Origin of the sequence: Winogradskyella endarachnes (assembly GCF_009741275.1) — a bacterium.
Classification (GTDB): Bacteria; Bacteroidota; Bacteroidia; order Flavobacteriales; family Flavobacteriaceae; genus Winogradskyella; species Winogradskyella endarachnes.
In genome coordinates, this window is sequence record NZ_WOWS01000001.1 from 15213 (window position 1) to 35637 (window position 20425).

Sequence of the window (20425 nt, forward strand, 5' to 3'; positions counted from 1 at the left end):
TATGTATTTTAAAAAAATTCTTTGGGCAATTGCTCTTATAGGCTTAGTAATTTGCGGCTATTTTGCGTATTATATTTACGGAGCCATGTTTATGCCAAATACAAATTTTAATAATGAAACGGCTTATATTTTGGTGCCTACAAATGCTACGTATCCAGAAGTACGTGCCCAATTAGAGCCCTTGTTAAAAGATATAAATACGTTTGATGCTTTAGCAAACCAGAAAAAATATAATACCAATTTAAAAGCTGGACGTTTTGCTATAAACAAAGGCATGAATAATAATGAGATTATCAACTCCATTAGAAGTAAAAACCTGCCAATAAAAATAGCCTTTAACAACCAACATAGTTTAGAAGATTTAGCAGGCAGAATTAGTACGCAGATTGAAGCAGATAGTTTGTCTTTAATTAATGCAATGACAGATGAGGCATTTTTAGCAAAAAATGATTTTAATTCGGCTACAGCATTAGGAATGTATTTGCCTAATAGCTATGAATTCTTTTGGAATACATCAGCAGAAACCTTTAGAGATAGGATGTTAACTGAGTATAAACGTTTTTGGACAGACGCCAGAAAAGCAAAAGCTAAGAAACTAAATTTAACACCTAATGAAGTGATTACTTTAGCTTCTATTGTACATGAAGAATCTAAGCAAGCCGATGAACAACCTAGAGTTGCTGGTGTTTATCTAAACCGATTAAAAATTAAAATGCCTTTGCAAGCAGACCCAACTTTAAAATATGCCGCTTATCAATTACCTCAATATGAAAACACTATTATTAGGCGTGTTTTAAATATTCATAAAGAGATAGAGTCACCTTACAATACTTATAAATATTTAGGTTTACCGCCTGGTTTAATTGCTATGCCAGATTTATCAGCAATAAAAGCGGTTTTAAATCCAGAAAGGCATAATTACTTGTATTTTGCAGCAGATGCAAAGCGAATTGGATATCATAAATTTGCCAAAACTTTAGGGCAACATAATAATAATGCAAGGCAATATCACAGTTACTTAACCTCTCAAGGTATTAACAAGTAATTTATGAAGCAATCAATTGGGCTAATTATTTTCTTTTTGGCAAGTGGAATACTTTTTTCACAATCTAAAAGTAATCAGTTTTTAAAACCCAGTGATTCTTTAAATACGAAACGTCGTAATGCTGTTGTAATTTCAGAATCTGTATTAGCTTCTGCAACTTTAATTGGTCTTAACCAGTTATGGTATGCAGATTATCCACGTTCTAGTTTTAAAACTATAAACGATAGTGGAGAATGGCTACAGATGGATAAAATGGGACATATGTTCTCTTCTTATCAATTAGGTAGGTTAGGAGCTAATACATTAAACTGGTCTGGTGTTAGTAAAAAAGACCAAATAATATATGGTTCTACATTAGGTTTAGGGTTTCTTACTGCAGTTGAAGTTTTAGATGGTTTCTCAGAAGAATGGGGGTTTTCATGGACAGATATGGCAGCTAATACAGCAGGTACAGGTTTATATGTTGGTCAAGAATTACTATGGAAAGAACAGCGTATGGTTTTAAAATATTCATTCCATAGAACTAAATATGCCCAACAACGACCAAATAAATTAGGAGATGGTTGGCCTGAAGAGTTTTTAAAAGATTATAACGGACAAACCTATTGGCTAAGCGTTAATATTAATTCGTTTTTAAAAACAGAAAAAATTCCTAATTGGTTAAACCTAGCTTTTGGTTATGGAGCTGAAGGAATGTTAACAGGAGATAATAATGATTCTCTATTTTTAAATCAGAATAGAAGGCGTCAATTTTACCTAAGTTTAGATATTGATTTAACCAGAATTAAGACAAATTCTCACGTCTTAAAAACCATTTTTGATGTTTTTAATGTTATAAAGGTGCCTTTCCCAACATTTCAGATAAATGACAATGGACGTGTAAAATGGCATTATATCTACTATTAAGTTAAAATTTTAACACTTAAAAGCTTGATTTTCAGTAATTGAAAAAATGTTGTATGTTTGCACGCGAATTTTGTGAGACGGTTTGGGGAAACTTTTTCACAGTAAAAATTTAGCTGTTATGACTAAAAATAGTGTTAAGAACTTTGTTGTACCATTTACAGTTTGTTTGCTTTTAGCGTTGGCTTTGTATCCTGATACCAGTTTAAATCCTGATACATATTCTACAGAAGGATTAGAGCTAAATTATAATTTTTCTGAAGATTTAGCAATGGTAGAAATCCAAGATGAATCTAAATCTAATACATTCTCACCACATTTAGGGAAGTCTTTTGAAGGGTTTAAAGAGGCTATAGCGTTTAAAGAATCTCAAGGTGATTATTTTACTGTAAATACATTAGGTTATTTAGGGAAATATCAATTTGGAAAAGAAACCTTAAAATTACTTGGTATATACACACCAAACCAGTTTTTATATAATCCTGAATTACAAGAAAAAGCATTTATAGCTAATGCTCAACGTAATAAATGGGTGTTAAGAAAAGACATTAAACGATTTGAAGGTAGAAAAATTGCAGGTATTAAAGTTACCGAGTCTGGTATATTAGCTGCAGCACATTTAGCGGGTCCTGGAAGTGTAAAGAAATTTTTGCGTAGTTACGGTGCAAACAATGTTGCAGATGCTTACGGTTCTACAGTAAAAGCATACATGAAAAAGTTTTCAGGGTATGATACATCTATAATAACTCCAGACAAGAAAGCAAAAGTTACATTATAAAATCTACGTTCTTATTATTAACTTTTTTGGATAATAAAAATCGCTGGTCTTTTGTGAAAATCCTCTTTATTGTGTTTCCAGTCCTTAGCTGTTTTTGTTTTAATATACTCTGAAGGTAAGGTTAAATCACAGGCAACACAAATGTGTGTGTTAGGGTGTAGAGTGTTTGCTAAATCTTCAAGCATCCTCATATTTCTATAGGGCGTTTCAATAAAAATTTGAGATTGATTTTGTTCAAAAGATATACGCTCTAGTGTTTTTAATTTAGCTTTTCTTTCGCTTTTATCTATTGGTAAATAGCCATTAAATGTAAAGCTTTGGCCATTCATGCCAGATCCCATTAAAGCTAATACTATTGAAGATGGTCCAACTAAAGGTACTACTTTTATATCCATTTGATGCGCTAAAGCCACAATGTCGGATCCAGGATCTGCAATTGCAGGACATCCAGCTTCAGATAACAGTCCTATAGAATTACCTTCTAAGCAACTATCTAAAAATGTATTTCGCTCTTGTTCTGTAGTATATTTATTTAAAACTTGTAGCTTTAAAGAAGGTTGAGATTTACTTGGTGATACACGTTTAATAAAACGACGTGCAGTTTTTTCATTTTCAACAATATAATAATCTAACTCTTCTATTGTTTTTTTTATTGCAATAGGTAAAACTTCTAATGGTGGATTATCACCTAATCGTGTTGGTATAAGATATAAAATCCCTTTTGAATTACTCATTAGTGTTTAGTTAGTTTAAGGTATAGTTTTAGCTATGTATAGTTTATGAGGATAAAGTCTCTAAATTACAAAAAAGAGTTGATACTCTTAAAATGTAACGTTTACTTATATAATTCGGTAACCAAAATATCACAGGTTTCAATTACTAAGTTGTAAACGTATTCAAAGCCATCTTTTTCGCCATAATAAGGGTCTGGCATATTTTTATTCTGAATTGATGGATTCGCTTCCAAAAACAACTTTACTTTGTCAATGTCTTTTTGGTTTCTGGCTAAGTTAATTATATTTCTATAATTTGACGAGTCCATAGCATAGATGTAATCAAATGCATCAAAGTCAGCAACAGTAAACTGTCTTGCACTTTGTGTGCTAATATCTAATCCGTATTTTCTGGCTACTGCAATAGAGCGTCTATCAGGCATGTTACCAACATGATAAGCGGCTGTTCCGGCAGAATCTACATAAAAAAGGTCTTCAGGAAGTTTAGACTGCATAATACCATGTGCCAATGGTGAACGACAAATATTCCCCAAGCAAACCATTAAAATACGAGTCATAATAAAAGGTAATTAAAGGGCTAACTTTTTAGATAAATCTTCAACGTATTTTCTAAATTGCTTATCTGTTGAAGATAAATTATCTACGGTTTTACAGGCATGTAAAACTGTAGCATGATCACGCTGACCAATTTGAGAACCTATACTTGCTAAAGATGCTTTAGTGTATTTTTTAGCAAAAAACATGGCTAATTGACGTGCTTGTACAATATGACGTTTTCGTGTCTTAGATTGAAGTGTATTGACATCCATTTGGAAATAATCAGAAACTACTTTCTGTATATAATCAATAGAAACTTCACGTTTTGTATTCTTAACAAACTTCTCAACAATGTCTTTTGCAAGATTTATAGTAATTTCCTTTTTGTTAAAAGAAGACTGTGCAATTAAAGAAATGATAGCGCCTTCTAGTTCTCTAACATTAGTTTTAATATGCTTAGCGACATATTCTATAATATCATTTGGCATTTCAACACCATCTCTGTAAAGCTTATTCTTTAAAATAGAAACTCTAGTTTCAAAATCTGGAGATTGCAATTCAGCAGAAAGTCCCCATTTAAAACGAGATAATAAGCGTTGCTCAATATCTTGCATGTCTACAGGTGCTTTATCACTTGTTAAAATAACTTGCTTTCCGTTTTGATGTAAGTGATTAAATATATGAAAGAATACATCTTGAGTACCTGTTTTACCAGATAAGAACTGTACATCATCAATAATTAAAACATCTATAATTTGATAGAAGTGAATAAAATCGTTTCTATTATTCTTCTTAACTGAATCTATATATTGTTGTGTGAATTTTTCAGCGGAAATATATAACACTGTTTTCTCAGGATACTTATCTTTAATGTCAACACCAATAGCGTGTGCCAAGTGTGTTTTTCCTAAACCTACACCTCCAAAAATTAAAAGTGGGTTAAAAGATGTTCCTCCAGGTTTGTTAGCAACAGCAATTCCGGCATTTCTAGCTAAACGATTAGAGTCACCTTCAAGAAAATTTTCAAAACTATAACTCGGATTTAGTTGCGATTCAATTTTTACGTTTCTAATTCCAGGTATAATAAATGGATTTCTTAATTCTGGACTTTTATTATTAAAAGGAACGTCTACATCTTGCGATTTTACGGCAGAACGATTAGAACTAGGAATCTTCTCAGTAAAAGGTTGTCTATTACCATAGGTGTTTTCCATTTTAATAACGTAAACCAATTTAGCATCTTCTCCGAGTTCTTTGGTAAGTGCAACTTTAAGAATTTTAACATAATGTTCTTCTAACCACTCGTAGAAAAACTTACTAGGCACCTGAATACTCAATGCGTTACCAGAAAGTTTAACAGCATCTATAGGTTCAAACCAAGTTTTATAGGCTTGTGGTTGTATATTATCCTTTATAAAAGCGAGACAATTACTCCATACAGATTGCGCTGTGTTCTCCATGCGTTGAGTTGAATTTTTGTTGTTAGATTTATTAGCAAAAAAAAAGAGAAGTAGAATTCTCTAATAGTTTTGAACGAGGCAAATATGTGAACAAAATTCTTAATAAAAAAATTAAAAAGTTTTGAATATTTAGAAATTTTTCCTCATGTTTAAAACGGAAATAAATTTACAAAATAATTCGTAATTAAATTTAATAGTATTGATTTATAATGAAACTAAATTAACTGTACGTTACGGCGAAACTGACCAAATGGGTGTTGTGTACCACGCTAACTACGCTGTGTATTTTGAAGTAGGTAGAACTGAATGGTTACGAGAGTTTGGATTGAGTTACAGGGAAATGGAAGCTGAAGGTATTATGCTTCCTGTTGTTTCGTTAACTGTAAATTACAAAAATTCAGCACGTTATGATGATGTTGTTAAAGTAAAAACTACACTAAAAAAAATGCCTACAGCATCTATAGAATTTGAATATGAATTAAGAAATGAATCGGATATTTTATTAGCAACTGGCAATACAATTTTAGCGTTTATAGACGTCGAAAAAAATAGACCTACTCGGTGTCCGAAATATCTTTTAGATAAACTGCAAAATTATTCGTTATAATTGTACGATTTCAACACCGTAAAATTGCTTGAAAATTTCATAAATTTTAGAACTGTTACTTTTTCTGACAGATATTTCTAACAGGCAAGTTAATTCCATAGATTGATCTATGATTTTAACGTCATTCTCTTTTATCAACCGCATTACTTTACTCATGTTTTTGTACTCAAATTTGAGTTGAAATTCTTTATTAATAGTTCGTTCTACTATTTTTGAGGCTTCCATAGCTAATTGTGCTCCAGTTCTGTAGGCGTTAATTAATCCGCTAACTCCCAATTTAACACCTCCATAATATCTAACAACAACTATTAATATATTGGTGACATCAAAAGATTGAATTTGTCCAAAAATAGGCATACCTGCTGAGTTGCTAGGCTCACCATCATCGTTAGCCCTGTATTTTTTGGTTTCTATGCCTATTTGATAGGCATAACACCAATGTCTGGCGGAATAATGTGTTTTCTTTATAGCTTCAATATGTTGCTTTACTTGGTCTTCATTAGTAACTGGGAAAGTAAAGCCATAGAACTTACTATTCTTATCTTTAAACAATTCGCCCTCGGCTGGTTCGGTAATAGTTTTGTATATATCGTTTTCCATTACGCAAGTGTAACTAATAGTATAGCAATAAAAGCTAGTCCAATACCAATCCAGTTTTTATGGGATAATTTTTCTTTAAATAATGCCAATCCTAATAAAGTTGATAAAGCTAAAATACCTATATTATTAATGGTAAATATAGTTGAGCTTTCTGTATTTTCTACTTGTAGAGCTAATATTAAAAAGTACATGGAGCAGTAGTTAACTAAACCTAATATAAAACCAAAAGGTACACTTTTTACTTGCAATGCCTTCTTTGTGTTAATTGATTTGTATATCAATAAAAAGAATCCCATTAGACCAGCAATTCCAAATATGGTAGATAAGAACATAGAAAAATTTCCTTCAGGTGCAAAATGATTTACAGAGGTATCTATAATGCCAGAACCTATAAAAAGAATTATTGGTAAATAGATTGATTTTGTTAATACGGTTGTTTCTTTTTTCTTAATAGAGGTTAAATAAACAGCAACTAAAGCTAGAGCAATTCCAATTAATTTTTGAGCTTCTGTACTTTCGTTGTGCACGTATATTCCAAAAATTACCGGAATTACTAAACTCATTTTACTAGCCACCGAAACTACGGAGAGTCCATTTTTTTGCGCTGTGAGCGCCATAACGTTAAATATTGCAATAAACAGAAAACCTAAGCCTATGGCAGCAATAAACCAATTGGTTTCAATAATTTGAGTAGGTGAAATGTCGCCGTCATATAAAATATATCCACAAACAAAGGCTGTAGCGTAGTTAACCACAATAGCTTGTAATGTATCTACATTGTATTTGCTAAATAGTTTAAACAAAACAAATATAGCCGTAGAGGATAATACGCTTAAAAATAAATATATCAAAAGAGTTCTTTTTTAGTTTCAAAAAGTGTTACCACATCTTCAGTGGTTTCATCAATATTCCAAGTATGGAATCCCATTTGGTCTGCTGTAGCGGTGTTTTCTTTAGTGTCGTCTATAAATAGACATTCATTCGCGTTAAGTTTATTTTCATTTAACACAAAATCAAAAATATCTTTATTTGGTTTTCTAAAATGAATTTGCTGTGATAAATAAAAGGCATCAAAACACGACTTAAATTCTTCAAAAAACGGCACTGTTTCCTTTACATAATCAATATGCATATCATTTGTATTACTCAGTAATATGAGTTTGTATTCTTTATGAAGCGCTAAGTTTTTAATAAACGCTAAGCGATGCTCTGGGAAATCTTTAATGATACAATTCCAAGCCTTAATAAGTTCTATGTCGCTAATATGTGGAAATTTCGATTTGTAGAATGTAATAAATTCTGAAGTCGTAATCTTTCCGACTTCATATAATTCGTTGATTCCAATCATGTCAACTTCAAAAGTTTCTAAGTTGAATAAATCTAAGGCATGCTGCATAGCACCTTGCTTATCAAGGTTGATGAATACATCACCAAAATCGAAAATTAAAGTTTTAATTTTTTGCATATAGTTTTAAAGTATCATTTTTAATAGTGGTTTCAGATATTAAATTCCCGCTAAATTGTGGTGCTTTAATACCTGATTTAAATTCGGTTTTCCCAATAAAAACTCTGGCTTCATCCCAAAGATTTTCGTCTATAAATGTTTGAAGCGTTTGCGAGCCACCTTCAATAATTACAGAGTTTATATTGTCGTTGTATAATAATGTTGCAATTTGAATGGCTATCGGTTTTTTAAAATCAATAGTTTCAGACGTAATTCTAATGGTTTTTGCGTCCTCATTAAAAATAGCATAATCAGTATCTAATTTTGAAGTGCTATCTAAAACCACTCTAATGGGGTTTTCGCCAGACCAATCTCTAACGGTTAAACTCGGATTGTCGGCAATAACCGTATTGGTTCCTACTAAAATGGCTTGTTCTTTAGCACGCCATTTATGGACTAATTGGCGTGAATACTGGTTGGTAATCCAAACAGGTTTTTGTTTATCCTTTTTTAAAGGTGCAATAAAACCATCAGCCGTTTCTGCCCATTTTAAAATAATATAAGGACGCTTTTTATTATGAAATGTAAAAAATCGTTGGTGATGCGTTTTGCATTCGGCTTCTAAAACACCTACAATAACATTACAACCAGAAGCTCTTAGTTTTGCAATGCCTTTGCCTGCCACTTCCGGATTATCATCAATGCAACCAATAACCACATTGGGTATGTTATGTCTTATAATTAAATCGCTACAAGGTGGTGTTTTCCCAAAATGGCTGCATGGTTCTAGTGTAACATAAATGGTGCTTTTAGCTAATAGCGATTGGTCTTTTACGGCATTAATGGCATTAACTTCGGCATGTGGTCCGCCATAAGGGTTTGTAAATCCTTCTGCAATAATTTGATTGTTATAAACAATCACAGCACCAACCATTGGGTTAGGCCTTGTGGTTCCTAATCCGTTTTTGGCAATTTGCAAACAGCGTTTTATATAGGTTTCGTGAGCAGTCAACTAAAGTTTAATTTTTACATCTTGGATTTCATCTACAGCGTAAGTAGACGAATAGCCCATAATTTTATATTTAATATCGCCTTTGTATTGCACTTTTAAATTTTGAGAAATAAGGCTTCCCAATAAGCCACCTAAACTACTTTTGTCAACTAGTTTCTCGGTATCAACCGCAACGGTTAATGGGATGGTGAATTTTTCGCGTTTAGGAACGTCAAATTCATCCGATACAATTTTAGCGACTTCAATTTCATTGATATAAACTCTAAAATCGTCCGTTTTTAATGTGCCACCAACATGATTTTTGTTTAGAAACAAAGCATCTACTTTTAAAGTAATGGATTTAGAACTAGAGTCTACTATTTCAACGTTGTCGAGTCTTACAAATTCTGGCTTTTTTGTAATTGCACAGTTGAAAAGTAATGTAAAAGTCAGTAAAAACATTAAGCGTCTTATAAACATAAAAGTGTTTTTATACGTATTTTTGAAATTGCTAAAATCTAACTATTAAGTGCGTAAAGATACTATTGTTATTCGAGAAATTGAAGCTAAGGATAATCCTAAAATTGCTAAGGCTATTCGTAATGTTTTAATAGAAATGGGTGTGCCTAAAGTTGGTACAGCCTATGAAGATGTGGCTTTAGATTGTATGACCGAAACGTATGATGCACCAAATAAATCCTATTTTGTAGTAGTTGATGGCGACGCGATTATTGGTGGAGCAGGAATTTCGCCGTTAGATAATTACGAAGGTAACATCTGCGAATTACAAAAAATGTATTTTATGCCAGAAGCTAGAGGTAAAGGTTTGGGCTCAGAAATGATGCAGAAATGTCTCAATTTTGCCAAGCAAGCAGGTTTTAAGCAATGTTATTTAGAAACCTTGCCTTATATGGATGATGCGCGTAAATTATACCGAAAAGTAGGATTTAAGTCCATTGATAAACCATTAGGAAACACTGGTCATTACTCGTGTACGGTTTGGATGCTTAAAGATTTGTAGGTTATGGTTTTAAAAGAACTTCAGAATATATTTCATATTGAATTAGATGCTATTTATGGAAACCATGAAGTGAATAGTTTTTTCTATTTGTGTACAGAACATTATTTAAATGTACCAAGAATTCAATTAACGTTAGAACCAGAATTAGCCATTACAAAACCGGAAACAGAATCCTTTTTTAAAGCATTAGAACATTTAAAACAACAAAAACCAATTCAGTATTTATTGGGTGAAACCGAATTTTTTGGATTGCCCTTTAAAGTGAATGAAAACGTATTGATTCCACGACCTGAAACAGAAGAGTTGGTCGATATGATTATCCGAGCTTTAGAATCGCGTTCAGTGCAATCGTCCTTAAAGATTTTGGACATTGGTACAGGTTCGGGTTGCATAGCGATTTCATTAGCTAAACATATTCCGAATGCTGAAGTTTATGCATTAGATGTCAGTCCGGAGGCTTTAAAGGTTGCAAAACAAAATGCGGAACTAAACAATGTTGATATTAATTTTATCGAAGCAAATATTTTAGACCAGACTTGTCATTCCGCACTTGATGCGGAATCTAATTTTGACATCATCGTTTCCAATCCACCATACGTTAGAAACTTAGAAAAAGTAGAAATTAAACCTAATGTTTTAGACAACGAACCGCATTTGGCTTTGTTTGTAGAAGATGATAATCCGTTGATTTTCTATAAAGCCATAACAGAATTCGCTATAAATAACTTAAAACCAAAAGGGCAACTCTATTTTGAAATTAATCAATATCTTGGAGAAGAAACAAAGGCTTTATTAACTAATGTTGAATTTGAAGCTATTGAGTTATTGAAAGACTTAAATGGAAATGATAGAATGTTGAAGGGAACTAGAATTTAAAAAAGAATTGTTTACATACTTTATTATATGAACATAAAAGACCAATTAGAAGCACTTAGAGAAGAATTGCGTCAGCATAACTACAATTATTACATTTTAGATGATGCTACCATAAGTGATTACGAATTTGATATCAAATTAAAAGAACTTCAAGCTCTTGAAGAAAAACATCCTGAGTTTTTTGATGCCAATTCGCCTACACAACGTGTTGGTGGTGCTGTGACTAAAAACTTTAAAACAACCGTTCACGATTATAGAATGTACTCTTTAGATAATTCTTATTCTAAAGAAGATTTATTGGATTGGGAAACCCGAATTAAAAAAATGGTTGATGGCGACGTATACTACACTTGCGAATTAAAGTATGATGGTGCTTCTATTAGTCTTACTTATGAGAATGGTAAACTATTAAGGGCAGTCACTCGAGGCGATGGTGTGCAAGGCGATGAAGTCACTGCAAACATTAAAACCATAAATACAGTGCCTTTACAGTTAAAGGGCGATTATCCTGAGCGTTTTGATATACGAGGAGAAATTGTTTTACCTATAGAAGGTTTCTTAAAAATGAATGCCGAACGTATAGAAAACGAAGAAGAACCTTATAAGAACCCACGAAATACAGCTTCAGGAAGTTTAAAACTTCAAGATAGTTCGGAAGTAGCAAAACGTCCTTTAGAATGTTTATTATATAGTATAGTAGGAAATAATCTAAATATCACGTCGCAATATGAAGGTTTAGAAAAAGCTAGAGCTTGGGGATTTAAAGTGCCAAAAGAAGCAAAATTGGTGAAATCTATTGATGAGGTTTTAGAATATGTGGATTATTGGGATAAAAACAGACACAATTTACCATACGAGATAGATGGTGTTGTGGTTAAAGTAAATAGTTTATATCATCAAGATGAATTAGGCTTTACGGCCAAAGCACCACGTTGGGCTATGGCTTATAAGTTTAAAGCAGAACAGGTGTCTACACGTTTAAATGAAATTACCTATCAAGTTGGTAGAACAGGAGCTATTACACCAGTAGCCAATTTAGAACCTGTAGAACTGGCTGGTACAACGGTTAAACGTGCATCGCTTCATAATGCAGACCAAATTGAAAAATTAGATATTAGAGTAGGAGATGAGGTGTTTGTAGAAAAAGGCGGTGAAATTATTCCGAAGATAATCGCGGTAGACTTAAGCAAGCGTCCTGCGGATTCGGTTCCCACAACATATATTACGCATTGCCCAGAATGTGGTACTGAGTTAGTAAGATTAGAAGGCGAAGCCAAACATTATTGTCCTAATTATATGGCATGTCCGCCACAAGTAGTTGGGAGAATTCAGCATTACATTTCTAGAAAAGCCATGGATATTGATGGTCTAGGAGGTGAGACAGTTGCTTTGTTGGTAAAGGAAGGTTTGATTCATAATTATTCTGATTTATATGAGTTAACGGTTGAACAAGTGATTCCGCTAGAGCGAATGGCAGAAAAAAGTGCTGTAAACTTAATTAATGGTATTGAAGCTTCTAAACAAATTCCGTTTGAGCGTGTGCTATTTGCTTTAGGCATTCGTTATGTAGGGGAGACAGTAGCTAAAAAATTGGCCAAACACTATAAATCTATTGATGCTTTAATGTTGGCTACGGTTTTAGATTTAGTCACGGTAGATGAAATTGGTGAGCGTATTGCACAGAGTGTGGTGGAGTTTTTCTCTAAGGAAGAAAATAAACTCATTATAGAGCGCTTAAAAAGTTTTGGTGTGCAATTAGAAATCTCTGCAGACCAGTTAGAAAACCAAACTGATAAATTAAAAGGATTATCTATAGTAGTTTCTGGTGTTTTTGAAACAATATCTAGAAATGAGCTTAAAAAACTCATAGAAGATAATGGCGGAAAGGTATCATCATCTATTTCTTCTAAAACATCTTATCTCGTTGCAGGCGATAAAATGGGGCCAAGTAAGCGTACCAAAGCTGAAAAATTGGAAATTGAAATACTGAATGAATTAGAATTTTTAGATAAATTGAAGTAAATTCTTACGATAATTTAATTATTTACACGATAAAATGTAATTTTTATTCGTTAAAGTGTTGAAAAATGATTATGTTTGGCCTCGTTAATAAGGGATTAATTAATGTTGGTAAATAAAATTTATAAGATTACACTCTTTCTTTTAGGGTTAGTCTACATTTTGCTTCAAGGCTTTGGAATGGAGTTACAAGGTGCTGTTATAGCTACAGTGACCTTAGTATTGCTTACCTTATTTTACAGTAAAAGCACTAAATATATTTCAAAATTTTTTCTATCCTTTTTAGTTATTTTTACATTAGCTGAGAGTATAAATGCCGTTTATTGGTTTTTACCTGCTGTAGATGATAATAAAATAGACTATTTGTATTATATATCTAATATACTTTTTATCATTTCTTATTTGGTGTTAATATATAAAATGATTAGACAACTCAATTTAAAAGTTGTATTTTCTGAATTAACTATTCCTATTATAGTTCTTATTGCCTTAGATATTTTTTGTGTATCTCTAATATCTAGTACAACAGTAGAAACGTTAACATACCAACAGTATCTACTAGAATATATTTACAATGCTGTTGTTATGGCGTTATTATCTTTTGCTTTAATTGACTATATGTACAGAAACAATTCAAAGTCAATGTTGTTTTTATTAGGTTGTATTTTTATGACCTTTTCAGAAATTATTCAGCTTGCTTATTTTTACATATTAACTGATGATAATTTAGGTTTTGTTTATTCTTTTTTCTTAGTTGTGGCCTTCTTCTTTTTTTACATGCAATCACAATATAAAGTTACTGAACCAGAATTAGCTTATGAAGATGAAGCATTTAAAATTGAAAAGACCTAAACTATCCTATTATATTTTTACTACACTACTATTGAAGCTCCATTAGAGCCTACTTGTTTGCCATGGCTAAAGTAAAAATCTACTTTACCTAAGTATAAGCCGTAACACCCTACCTGATTCACTAATACATTCTTGCCTACGCTATTTGTTTCTATTGTAGGTTCGGGTAAAAATGTATGTGTATGGCCACCTATTATTAGATCTATATCCTTTGTTGCTCTAGCGAGCTTAATATCGCTAACCTTGTCTGGTTTATTTTTATATTCATATCCTATATGAGAAAGACATATAATTAAATCACATTTTTCATCTTCTTTTAGAATTCTAGACATGTCTTGAGCTTTTTCAATTGGGTTGTGATAAACCGTTTCTTTGTACATGTTTTTATCTACTAAACCTTCTAATTTAATACCTAATCCAAATATGCCTATTTTAATACCGTCTTTTATAATGATTTTGTAAGGTTTAACATGTGTGTCCATTACTGTCTTAGAGAAATCATAATTGGCAGAAACAAACTCAAAATCAGCGTGTGGAATTTGCGCATATAGTCCGTCAATACCATTATCAAAATCGTGATTACCTATAGTTGCAACATCGTATTTAAGCATGCTCATTAGTTTAAATTCTAATTCGCCACCATAATAATTAAAATATGGTGTGCCCTGAAAAATATCACCTGCATCCAATAACAGGGTATTAGGATTTTCTTGTCTAATCGCTTCCACTAAAGTGGCACGCCTAGCAACACCACCTTTATTGGCATTTCTACCATCTTCTGGTCCAAAAGGATCTATATGGCTATGCACATCATTGGTGTGTAAAATAGTTATTTTCTTTGCTTTAGAGCCAAAAGATTGTAAGCTAAGTCCACCAATACCTGCTAAAACTGTTGCAGCTGTAGATTTTTGTATAAATTGTCTTCTTTTCATGTTTTTAATCGTTAAGCTGAATAAATCGGTTGTCTTGTTTAGGGTTTAAAGTGTCCTTCTTTTTAAAATTATCTATTAAGACATCTCTTATTTTATAATTTAGAACATGTAGTCCTTCATTTTTACTAAAAAAAACCATCCCGTCACCTCCATTGTATAGGTAGTCATTTGTGGCTACATTATAAGTTTTAGAAGTATCTATAGGTTCGCCATGTATTGTTGCAGAAATAATGTTACCATCTTTACCTAAAGTTAACTGTAATTGTTTAGAAACAGGATGTGCGCGTTTTGCTTTAGATAAATATTGCATCATTTCGTTAACCTGTTCACCTTTTAATTCTGCTACAACTACAGAGTTTTCAAAAGGCATAATTTCATAAGCAGTTCTCGTGGTTACATTTCCTTGAGATAAGATAGAGCGAATACCACCATGATTAAGTAAAACAAAGTCGATATCTTTGCCTGTTCGTTTATTAAAAACAGGGTTGCTTTCACTAAAAACGGCATCTGCCATTAAATTACCAATTGCTGTATTGTATTGTCCATCTCTTTTGGTATATGTTTGAGAAGCATAAGAGATAACATTCTCCATGTCTTTATTAACGTGTTCTCTATATGGTTTAATAAAAGCGTCAACAGCTTCATTAGGCTTTAGGTCTTGGTCTATATTGAGTCGTTTACCTTCAATTTTTGATATTTTTGGTGATGCACATGTAAAAATGAGCAACAAAAGACAAAGTTTTAATGTGTGTTTAATAGTCATTGAATAACTTCTGTAAAGTTTATAATAAAATGTGAGTGCTTTTATTAAATTTGCACAAAGGCTAAAGATAAATGATTTTAAAAGCATTTAAAGAAAAATCAAATCGAAAATATGTCAACAAATTGTTGGCAGAACGTAAACCTACTGTGAATAATGAAAAAATTAAGACAGTAGCTGTGCTTTTAAATGCAAGTGAGTTTCATGAGTTTGAGGTGTTTAGAGTTTATTTTAAGTCATTAGGTTTAACTTCTCCAAAGCACAAAATAGTAGCATTTACAATGGATGATAAATTAGAGCATAACCAATGGAATGCCCATTATAGTCCTAAAGATTTTGGTTGGAAGGGTAAGATTAAAAATCCGGATTTAGAAGATTTTATAAATGAACCATTTGATATGATGATTTGTTTTTATAAAAATTCGGTTTTACAAATAGATCAAATTGCTGCAGCATCTAAAGCCCTTTTTAAAGTAGGAATATCTAATGTAGATGAAAGAATTTACGATTTAATAATTGATGTAGAATTAAAGGATATCAATATTTTTAAACAAGAACTGAAGAAATATTTAAACATACTAAAAAAATTATAATGACCAAGTTTATAGGGACTGGTGTAGCATTAATAACACCATTTAACGCAGATTTAAGTATCGATTTTGATGCTTTAGAGCGTCTTGTTGAATATAATATAGAAAATGGAACTGATTATTTGGTAATTAGTGGTACTACTGGCGAGAGTGTTACCGTTACTGCAGATGAAAAAACGGAACTGATTGCTTTTATATCTAAAGTGAATAATGGAAGATTACCTTTAGTATTAGGTATTGGAGGAAATAATACTGCTAGCGTTATAAATGAAATAAAGAACACCGATTTTACTAGCATTGATGGTATACTGTCAGTTTCACCTTATTATAGTAAACCAACGCAAGAAGGCATATATCAGCATTTTAAAGCTATAGCTGAGGTATCTCCAAAACCAATAATATTGTATAATGTTCCTGGTAGAACATCGTCTAACATGGCTCCAGAAACAACCCTAAGACTTGCTAAAGATTTTGATAACATTGTAGCTGTAAAAGAAGCAGGTAATAATGTACATCAATATTTAGAGTTATTAAGGACAAAACCAAAAGACTTTTTAGTATTATCTGGTGATGACGATTTAGCCTTAGGCGTTGCACTAGCAGGTGGCTCTGGTGTAATATCTGTAATAGGGCAGGCCTTACCAAAAGAATTTTCAGAAATGATACGTCTTGGTATAGCCCGTAAAGCCAAAGAAGCTTATGATATTCATTTTAAATTAATGCCAATTACAGCGATGATTTTTTCTGAAAATAACCCGTCTGGAATAAAAGCAGTTTTAGAAGGTTTAAATATTTCAAAATCTCATGTGCGTTTGCCATTAGTAGAAGCAACAGAAGGTTTAAAAACAAGCATTAAAAATGAATTAAAAGCATTAGGTAAAAGTTAAACTTTATATAAATAACATTTTAGCCTATAAACAACGTTTAATTTAGCTAATAATAATTGTTTTTAAATTCCGTTAATAATGTTTACTTTTGCATCCTGTTTAAAATTTATGAAGAAAGGTTTATACATACTCTTATTAAGTGTCTTATTTATTTCTTGTAGTGATTTTCAGAAAACATTAAAGTCTGAAGATACTGCTGCGAAGTATGAAATGGCAGAAGAACTATACGACGCTGGAAAATGGGCAAAATCATATAGATTGTTGGATCAAATTCTTCAGAAATATAGAGGAAAACCGCAAGCAGAAAAGCTTACATTTATGCATGCCATGTGTTCTTATAACCTAGGTGATTACTACATTGCTAGTTATCATTTATCAAAGTTTACAGATATTTATCCTCAAAGTGAAAAAACGGAACAAGCTTCTTTTTTGTCTGCTAAAGGGTATTATCATAACTCACCAGTATATTCTAAAGAGCAAAAGGAAACTGTAGAAGCCATTGAGAAATTACAATTGTTTGTAAATGCATATCCTAATTCACAATATTTAGAAGAAGCTAACACTTTAGTAAAAGAATTAGATTTTAAATTAGAAAAAAAGGCTTTTGAAATTGCAAAACAATATGATTTAATCAGGGATTTTAAAGCTTCAATTAAATCATTCAATAACTTTTTATTAGAGTTTCCTGGTACGTCTTTAAGAAGTGAGGCCTACTACTACAGATTAGATGCTGCCTATAATTTAGCCATTTTAAGTGTAGATTATTTAAAAGAAGAACGAATTAATGAAGCTATAGAATATTATAACACATTGAAGAAAACATATCCTAATTATGAAAATTTAGAGAGTGCTACTTTAATGTATGAAAAATTACAAGAAGAATTAAAGATATTAACGACTAAAAGTTAAAACATTATATAATGATGGATTTAAAAAAAACAGATGCACCAGTAAGTACTGTAACTTACAACAGAAATGAATTAGATGCTCCAACAGATAATATATATGAAGCAATTTCTGTTATAGCTAAACGTGCAGAACAAATTAATACAGATATTAGACGTGAGTTAATAGACAAACTAGAAGAGTTTGCAACATATAACGATAGTTTAGAAGAGATTTTTGAAAACAAAGAACAAATTGAAGTTTCTAAGTTTTACGAAAAATTACCTAAGCCACACGCTTTAGCGGTAAAAGAGTGGTTAGATGATAAAATCTATCATAGAAATACTGACGATTCTCAGTCGTAATAAATGTCTATTTTAAAAGACAAAAATATTCTTTTAGGCATTACCGCAGGTATTGCCGCCTATAAATCTGCTAGTTTAGTAAGATTATTCATAAAAGCAGGTGCCAACGTGAAGGTCGTTATGACACCTGCTTCTAAGGATTTTGTAACACCCCTCACACTTTCTACTTTATCTAAAAACCCAGTTTATTCTTCATTTGTAGATGAAGATGATGACAATGAGGTATGGAACAATCATGTAGATTTAGGATTATGGGCTGACCTTATGGTTGTTGCACCTGCAACCGCCAATACTATGGCAAAAATGGCGAATGGTGTTTGCGATAACCTTTTATTAGCTGTATATCTCTCTGCAAAATGTTCTGTATATTTTGCGCCTGCAATGGACTTGGATATGTATAAACACGAAACAACTCAAGTCTCATTTAATAAATTAACATCTTTTGGAAACAAACTAATACCTGCAGGAACAGGAGAACTTGCTAGTGGTTTAGTAGGAGAAGGGCGTATGGCAGAGCCAGAAGATATTGTGTCTTTTATAGAAAAAGATATATTAGATCAATTGCCATTAAGAGGGAAACGCGTATTGATTACAGCTGGCCCAACTTATGAAGCTATAGACCCAGTACGTTTTATAGGTAACCATTCTAGTGGTAAAATGGGATTTGAAATAGCCAAGGCAGCTTCAAACTTAGGTGCTGAGGTGATTTTGGTTACAGGTCCAACACATCAAACGGTTACAAGTAGTTTCATAACTGTTAAACACGTTGTTAGTGCAGAAGATATGTATAATGAAGTGCATAAACATTTTGCAATTAGTGATATTGCTATACTTTCTGCTGCGGTAGCTGATTATAAGCCAAAGAATGTTGCTAGTGAGAAAATAAAAAAGAAAGATTCTACGTTTACTATAGAGTTAGAAAAGACAAAGGATATATTAAAATCTCTTGGAGAGATTAAAGAAAAACAATATTTAGTTGGTTTTGCGTTAGAAACTAATAACGAGTTAGAGCATGCTCAAGGAAAATTAAAATCTAAAAATTTAGACCTAATTGTTTTAAATTCGTTACGAGATAAAGGTGCTGGTTTTGGAGTATCAACAAATAAAGTTACATTTATAACATCTGCTAACCTTATTATTGAAAATGAATTAAAATCTAAGGCAGATGTGGCTAAAGATTTAATGCAACATATATTAAAACAAACTCATGCGTAAAATATTTCTTTTATTTACTTTATTAGCATCAACTATTTCGTTTGCTCAAGAATTAAATTGTTCGGTAAGCGTTATCGCTCAGTTAACAGGTAATGAGAATGATTTGGTTTTTAAAACTTTAGAAAAACAATTAACAGAGTTTATAAATAATACAAAGTGGACCAATAAAGTATTTAAACCTAATGAGCGTATTAATTGTAGTATGCTTATTAATGTTACAGAAAACAATAATGATACGTTTTCGGCTACACTTCAGGTGTCTTCATCACGTCCTGTATTTAATTCTACTTATAGTTCTCCTATTTATAACTATAATGACAAGGATTTTAATTTTCAATATTTAGAATTTCAGAATTTAGTATTTAACGAAAATCAGTTCGAATCTAATTTAGTCTCCGTTTTATCATTTCATGTGTATATGATTTTAGGTATGGATGCAGATTCATTTGAGTTAAAGGGAGGAGATGATTATTTTAAACAAGCCCAAACAATTGCAGGTTATTCTCAGCAACTTAGTGGGCAAGGTTGGAAATTAGAAGATGGATTACAATCTCGTTTTGCTTTAATAGATAATTTAATGTCGCCTTCGTACAGTGGTATGCGTTCTGCAATGTATAAATATCATATAGAAGGATTAGATATTATGAACGAAAACCAAAAGGAAGGTAAAAACCAAATTATTTTGGTTTTAGACGAGTTAAAAAAAGTACATTCTGTTAGACCTAACTCGTATTTAATGCGCGTGTTTTTTGATGCTAAAGCAGATGAAATGACTGATATACTTTCTGGTGGACCAACCTTAAATACTGCTGACGCTATAGACACTTTAAATAGAATTGCGCCAATGTATTCTCAGAAGTGGAGAAATATTAAACGTTAATACTTTAATTAGGAAACCCATTGTTTTAAGAAAATTAAAATTCC

Annotated in this window: 24 protein-coding genes; 14 read left to right on the forward strand and 10 right to left on the reverse strand. The window is 31.9% G+C overall.

The genetic code is table 11. From position 1 onward, the window contains the following. Position 1 precedes the first annotated feature (1 nt). From mltG to GN138_RS00080, 3 genes are all read left to right on the forward strand, one after another. Positions 2 to 1045: an endolytic transglycosylase MltG gene (gene mltG / locus GN138_RS00070; RefSeq protein WP_157361282.1), complete on the forward strand. Its 1044-nt coding sequence runs from the start codon at positions 2 to 4 to the stop codon at positions 1043 to 1045. A 3-nt stretch (positions 1046 to 1048) separates the two neighbouring features. Then, positions 1049 to 1951, forward strand: coding sequence for a DUF2279 domain-containing protein (locus GN138_RS00075; protein ID WP_157361283.1), 903 nt, complete (start codon positions 1049 to 1051; stop codon positions 1949 to 1951). 118 nt (positions 1952 to 2069) lie between these two features. Beyond that, positions 2070 to 2726 (forward strand): peptidoglycan-binding protein LysM, encoded by a 657-nt coding sequence (locus tag GN138_RS00080; protein WP_157361284.1) that lies wholly within the window; start codon positions 2070 to 2072, stop codon positions 2724 to 2726. 17 nt (positions 2727 to 2743) lie between these two features. On the opposite strand, the gene GN138_RS00085 is transcribed toward GN138_RS00080, so the two are convergent. From GN138_RS00085 to dnaA, 3 genes are all read right to left on the reverse strand, one after another. Then, complete coding sequence (locus tag GN138_RS00085; protein ID WP_157361285.1) at positions 2744 to 3460, reverse strand: SAM-dependent methyltransferase; 717 nt, start codon at positions 3458 to 3460, stop codon at positions 2744 to 2746. Between the two features lie 101 nt (positions 3461 to 3561). Next, positions 3562 to 4017 (reverse strand): low molecular weight protein-tyrosine-phosphatase, encoded by a 456-nt coding sequence (locus tag GN138_RS00090; RefSeq protein ID WP_157361286.1) that lies wholly within the window; start codon positions 4015 to 4017, stop codon positions 3562 to 3564. Between the two features lie 12 nt (positions 4018 to 4029). Beyond that, on the reverse strand, positions 4030 to 5457 hold the full coding sequence (dnaA, locus tag GN138_RS00095; RefSeq protein WP_157361287.1) for a chromosomal replication initiator protein DnaA: 1428 nt from the start codon (positions 5455 to 5457) through the stop codon (positions 4030 to 4032). 199 nt (positions 5458 to 5656) lie between these two features. On the opposite strand from dnaA, the gene GN138_RS00100 reads away from it, so the two are divergent. Continuing rightward, positions 5657 to 6064, forward strand: a complete 408-nt coding sequence (locus GN138_RS00100) for an acyl-CoA thioesterase (RefSeq protein ID WP_157361288.1) — start codon at positions 5657 to 5659, stop codon at positions 6062 to 6064. Here GN138_RS00100 and GN138_RS00105 read toward each other — a convergent pair. Genes GN138_RS00105 through GN138_RS00125 form a run of 5 tightly spaced genes read right to left on the reverse strand, consistent with a single transcriptional unit; the run spans position 6059 to position 9579 of the window. After that, a complete protein-coding gene (locus GN138_RS00105; protein ID WP_157361289.1) occupies positions 6059 to 6664 on the reverse strand; it encodes an IMPACT family protein in 606 nt (201 codons plus the stop codon). The genes GN138_RS00100 and GN138_RS00105 overlap by 6 nt on opposite strands. Next, positions 6664 to 7515, reverse strand: a complete 852-nt coding sequence (locus tag GN138_RS00110; RefSeq protein WP_157361290.1) for an EamA family transporter — start codon at positions 7513 to 7515, stop codon at positions 6664 to 6666. The genes GN138_RS00105 and GN138_RS00110 overlap by 1 nt, the downstream gene beginning before the upstream one ends. Continuing rightward, positions 7512 to 8129 (reverse strand): HAD family hydrolase, encoded by a 618-nt coding sequence (locus tag GN138_RS00115; protein ID WP_157361291.1) that lies wholly within the window; start codon positions 8127 to 8129, stop codon positions 7512 to 7514. Before GN138_RS00115 ends, GN138_RS00110 begins: the two co-directional genes overlap by 4 nt. Beyond that, on the reverse strand, positions 8116 to 9120 hold the full coding sequence (ribD, locus tag GN138_RS00120) for a bifunctional diaminohydroxyphosphoribosylaminopyrimidine deaminase/5-amino-6-(5-phosphoribosylamino)uracil reductase RibD (protein ID WP_157361292.1): 1005 nt from the start codon (positions 9118 to 9120) through the stop codon (positions 8116 to 8118). The genes GN138_RS00115 and ribD overlap by 14 nt, the downstream gene beginning before the upstream one ends. Beyond that, a complete protein-coding gene (locus tag GN138_RS00125) occupies positions 9121 to 9579 on the reverse strand; it encodes a hypothetical protein (protein ID WP_157361293.1) in 459 nt (152 codons plus the stop codon). A gap of 49 nt (positions 9580 to 9628) precedes the next feature. Here GN138_RS00125 and GN138_RS00130 point away from each other — a divergent pair, with 49 nt between their 5' ends. From GN138_RS00130 to GN138_RS00145, 4 genes are all read left to right on the forward strand, one after another. Continuing rightward, positions 9629 to 10120 (forward strand): GNAT family N-acetyltransferase, encoded by a 492-nt coding sequence (locus GN138_RS00130; RefSeq protein ID WP_317162684.1) that lies wholly within the window; start codon positions 9629 to 9631, stop codon positions 10118 to 10120. Positions 10121 to 10123: 3 nt separating this feature from the next. Continuing rightward, a complete protein-coding gene (gene prmC, locus GN138_RS00135; RefSeq protein ID WP_157361294.1) occupies positions 10124 to 10996 on the forward strand; it encodes a peptide chain release factor N(5)-glutamine methyltransferase in 873 nt (290 codons plus the stop codon). A gap of 27 nt (positions 10997 to 11023) precedes the next feature. Continuing rightward, positions 11024 to 13018, forward strand: coding sequence for an NAD-dependent DNA ligase LigA (ligA, locus tag GN138_RS00140; protein WP_157361295.1), 1995 nt, complete (start codon positions 11024 to 11026; stop codon positions 13016 to 13018). Positions 13019 to 13120: 102 nt separating this feature from the next. Beyond that, positions 13121 to 13867, forward strand: a complete 747-nt coding sequence (locus GN138_RS00145; RefSeq protein ID WP_157361296.1) for a hypothetical protein — start codon at positions 13121 to 13123, stop codon at positions 13865 to 13867. A gap of 20 nt (positions 13868 to 13887) precedes the next feature. On the opposite strand, the gene GN138_RS00150 is transcribed toward GN138_RS00145, so the two are convergent. Together GN138_RS00150 and GN138_RS00155 are read right to left on the reverse strand one after the other, a co-directional pair. Continuing rightward, positions 13888 to 14799, reverse strand: coding sequence for a bifunctional metallophosphatase/5'-nucleotidase (locus GN138_RS00150; protein ID WP_157361297.1), 912 nt, complete (start codon positions 14797 to 14799; stop codon positions 13888 to 13890). A 4-nt stretch (positions 14800 to 14803) separates the two neighbouring features. After that, positions 14804 to 15562, reverse strand: coding sequence for a 5'-nucleotidase C-terminal domain-containing protein (locus GN138_RS00155; RefSeq protein WP_157361298.1), 759 nt, complete (start codon positions 15560 to 15562; stop codon positions 14804 to 14806). Positions 15563 to 15633: 71 nt separating this feature from the next. Here GN138_RS00155 and GN138_RS00160 point away from each other — a divergent pair, with 71 nt between their 5' ends. From GN138_RS00160 to porD, 6 genes are all read left to right on the forward strand, one after another. Beyond that, positions 15634 to 16152, forward strand: coding sequence for a DUF6913 domain-containing protein (locus tag GN138_RS00160; RefSeq protein WP_157361299.1), 519 nt, complete (start codon positions 15634 to 15636; stop codon positions 16150 to 16152). Further along, a complete protein-coding gene (dapA, locus tag GN138_RS00165) occupies positions 16152 to 17036 on the forward strand; it encodes a 4-hydroxy-tetrahydrodipicolinate synthase (protein ID WP_157361300.1) in 885 nt (294 codons plus the stop codon). Before GN138_RS00160 ends, dapA begins: the two co-directional genes overlap by 1 nt. Positions 17037 to 17144: 108 nt before the next feature. Continuing rightward, entirely contained in the window at positions 17145 to 17945 is an 801-nt protein-coding gene (locus GN138_RS00170; protein ID WP_231743006.1) for an outer membrane protein assembly factor BamD, read from the forward strand. A 14-nt stretch (positions 17946 to 17959) separates the two neighbouring features. After that, on the forward strand, positions 17960 to 18286 hold the full coding sequence (locus tag GN138_RS00175; RefSeq protein WP_197429314.1) for a DNA-directed RNA polymerase subunit omega: 327 nt from the start codon (positions 17960 to 17962) through the stop codon (positions 18284 to 18286). A gap of 3 nt (positions 18287 to 18289) precedes the next feature. After that, positions 18290 to 19501: a bifunctional phosphopantothenoylcysteine decarboxylase/phosphopantothenate--cysteine ligase CoaBC gene (gene coaBC, locus GN138_RS00180; RefSeq protein WP_157361303.1), complete on the forward strand. Its 1212-nt coding sequence runs from the start codon at positions 18290 to 18292 to the stop codon at positions 19499 to 19501. Beyond that, a complete protein-coding gene (gene porD / locus GN138_RS00185) occupies positions 19494 to 20381 on the forward strand; it encodes a type IX secretion system protein PorD (RefSeq protein ID WP_157361304.1) in 888 nt (295 codons plus the stop codon). The genes coaBC and porD overlap by 8 nt, the downstream gene beginning before the upstream one ends. The last annotated feature ends 44 nt before the right edge of the window (positions 20382 to 20425 follow it).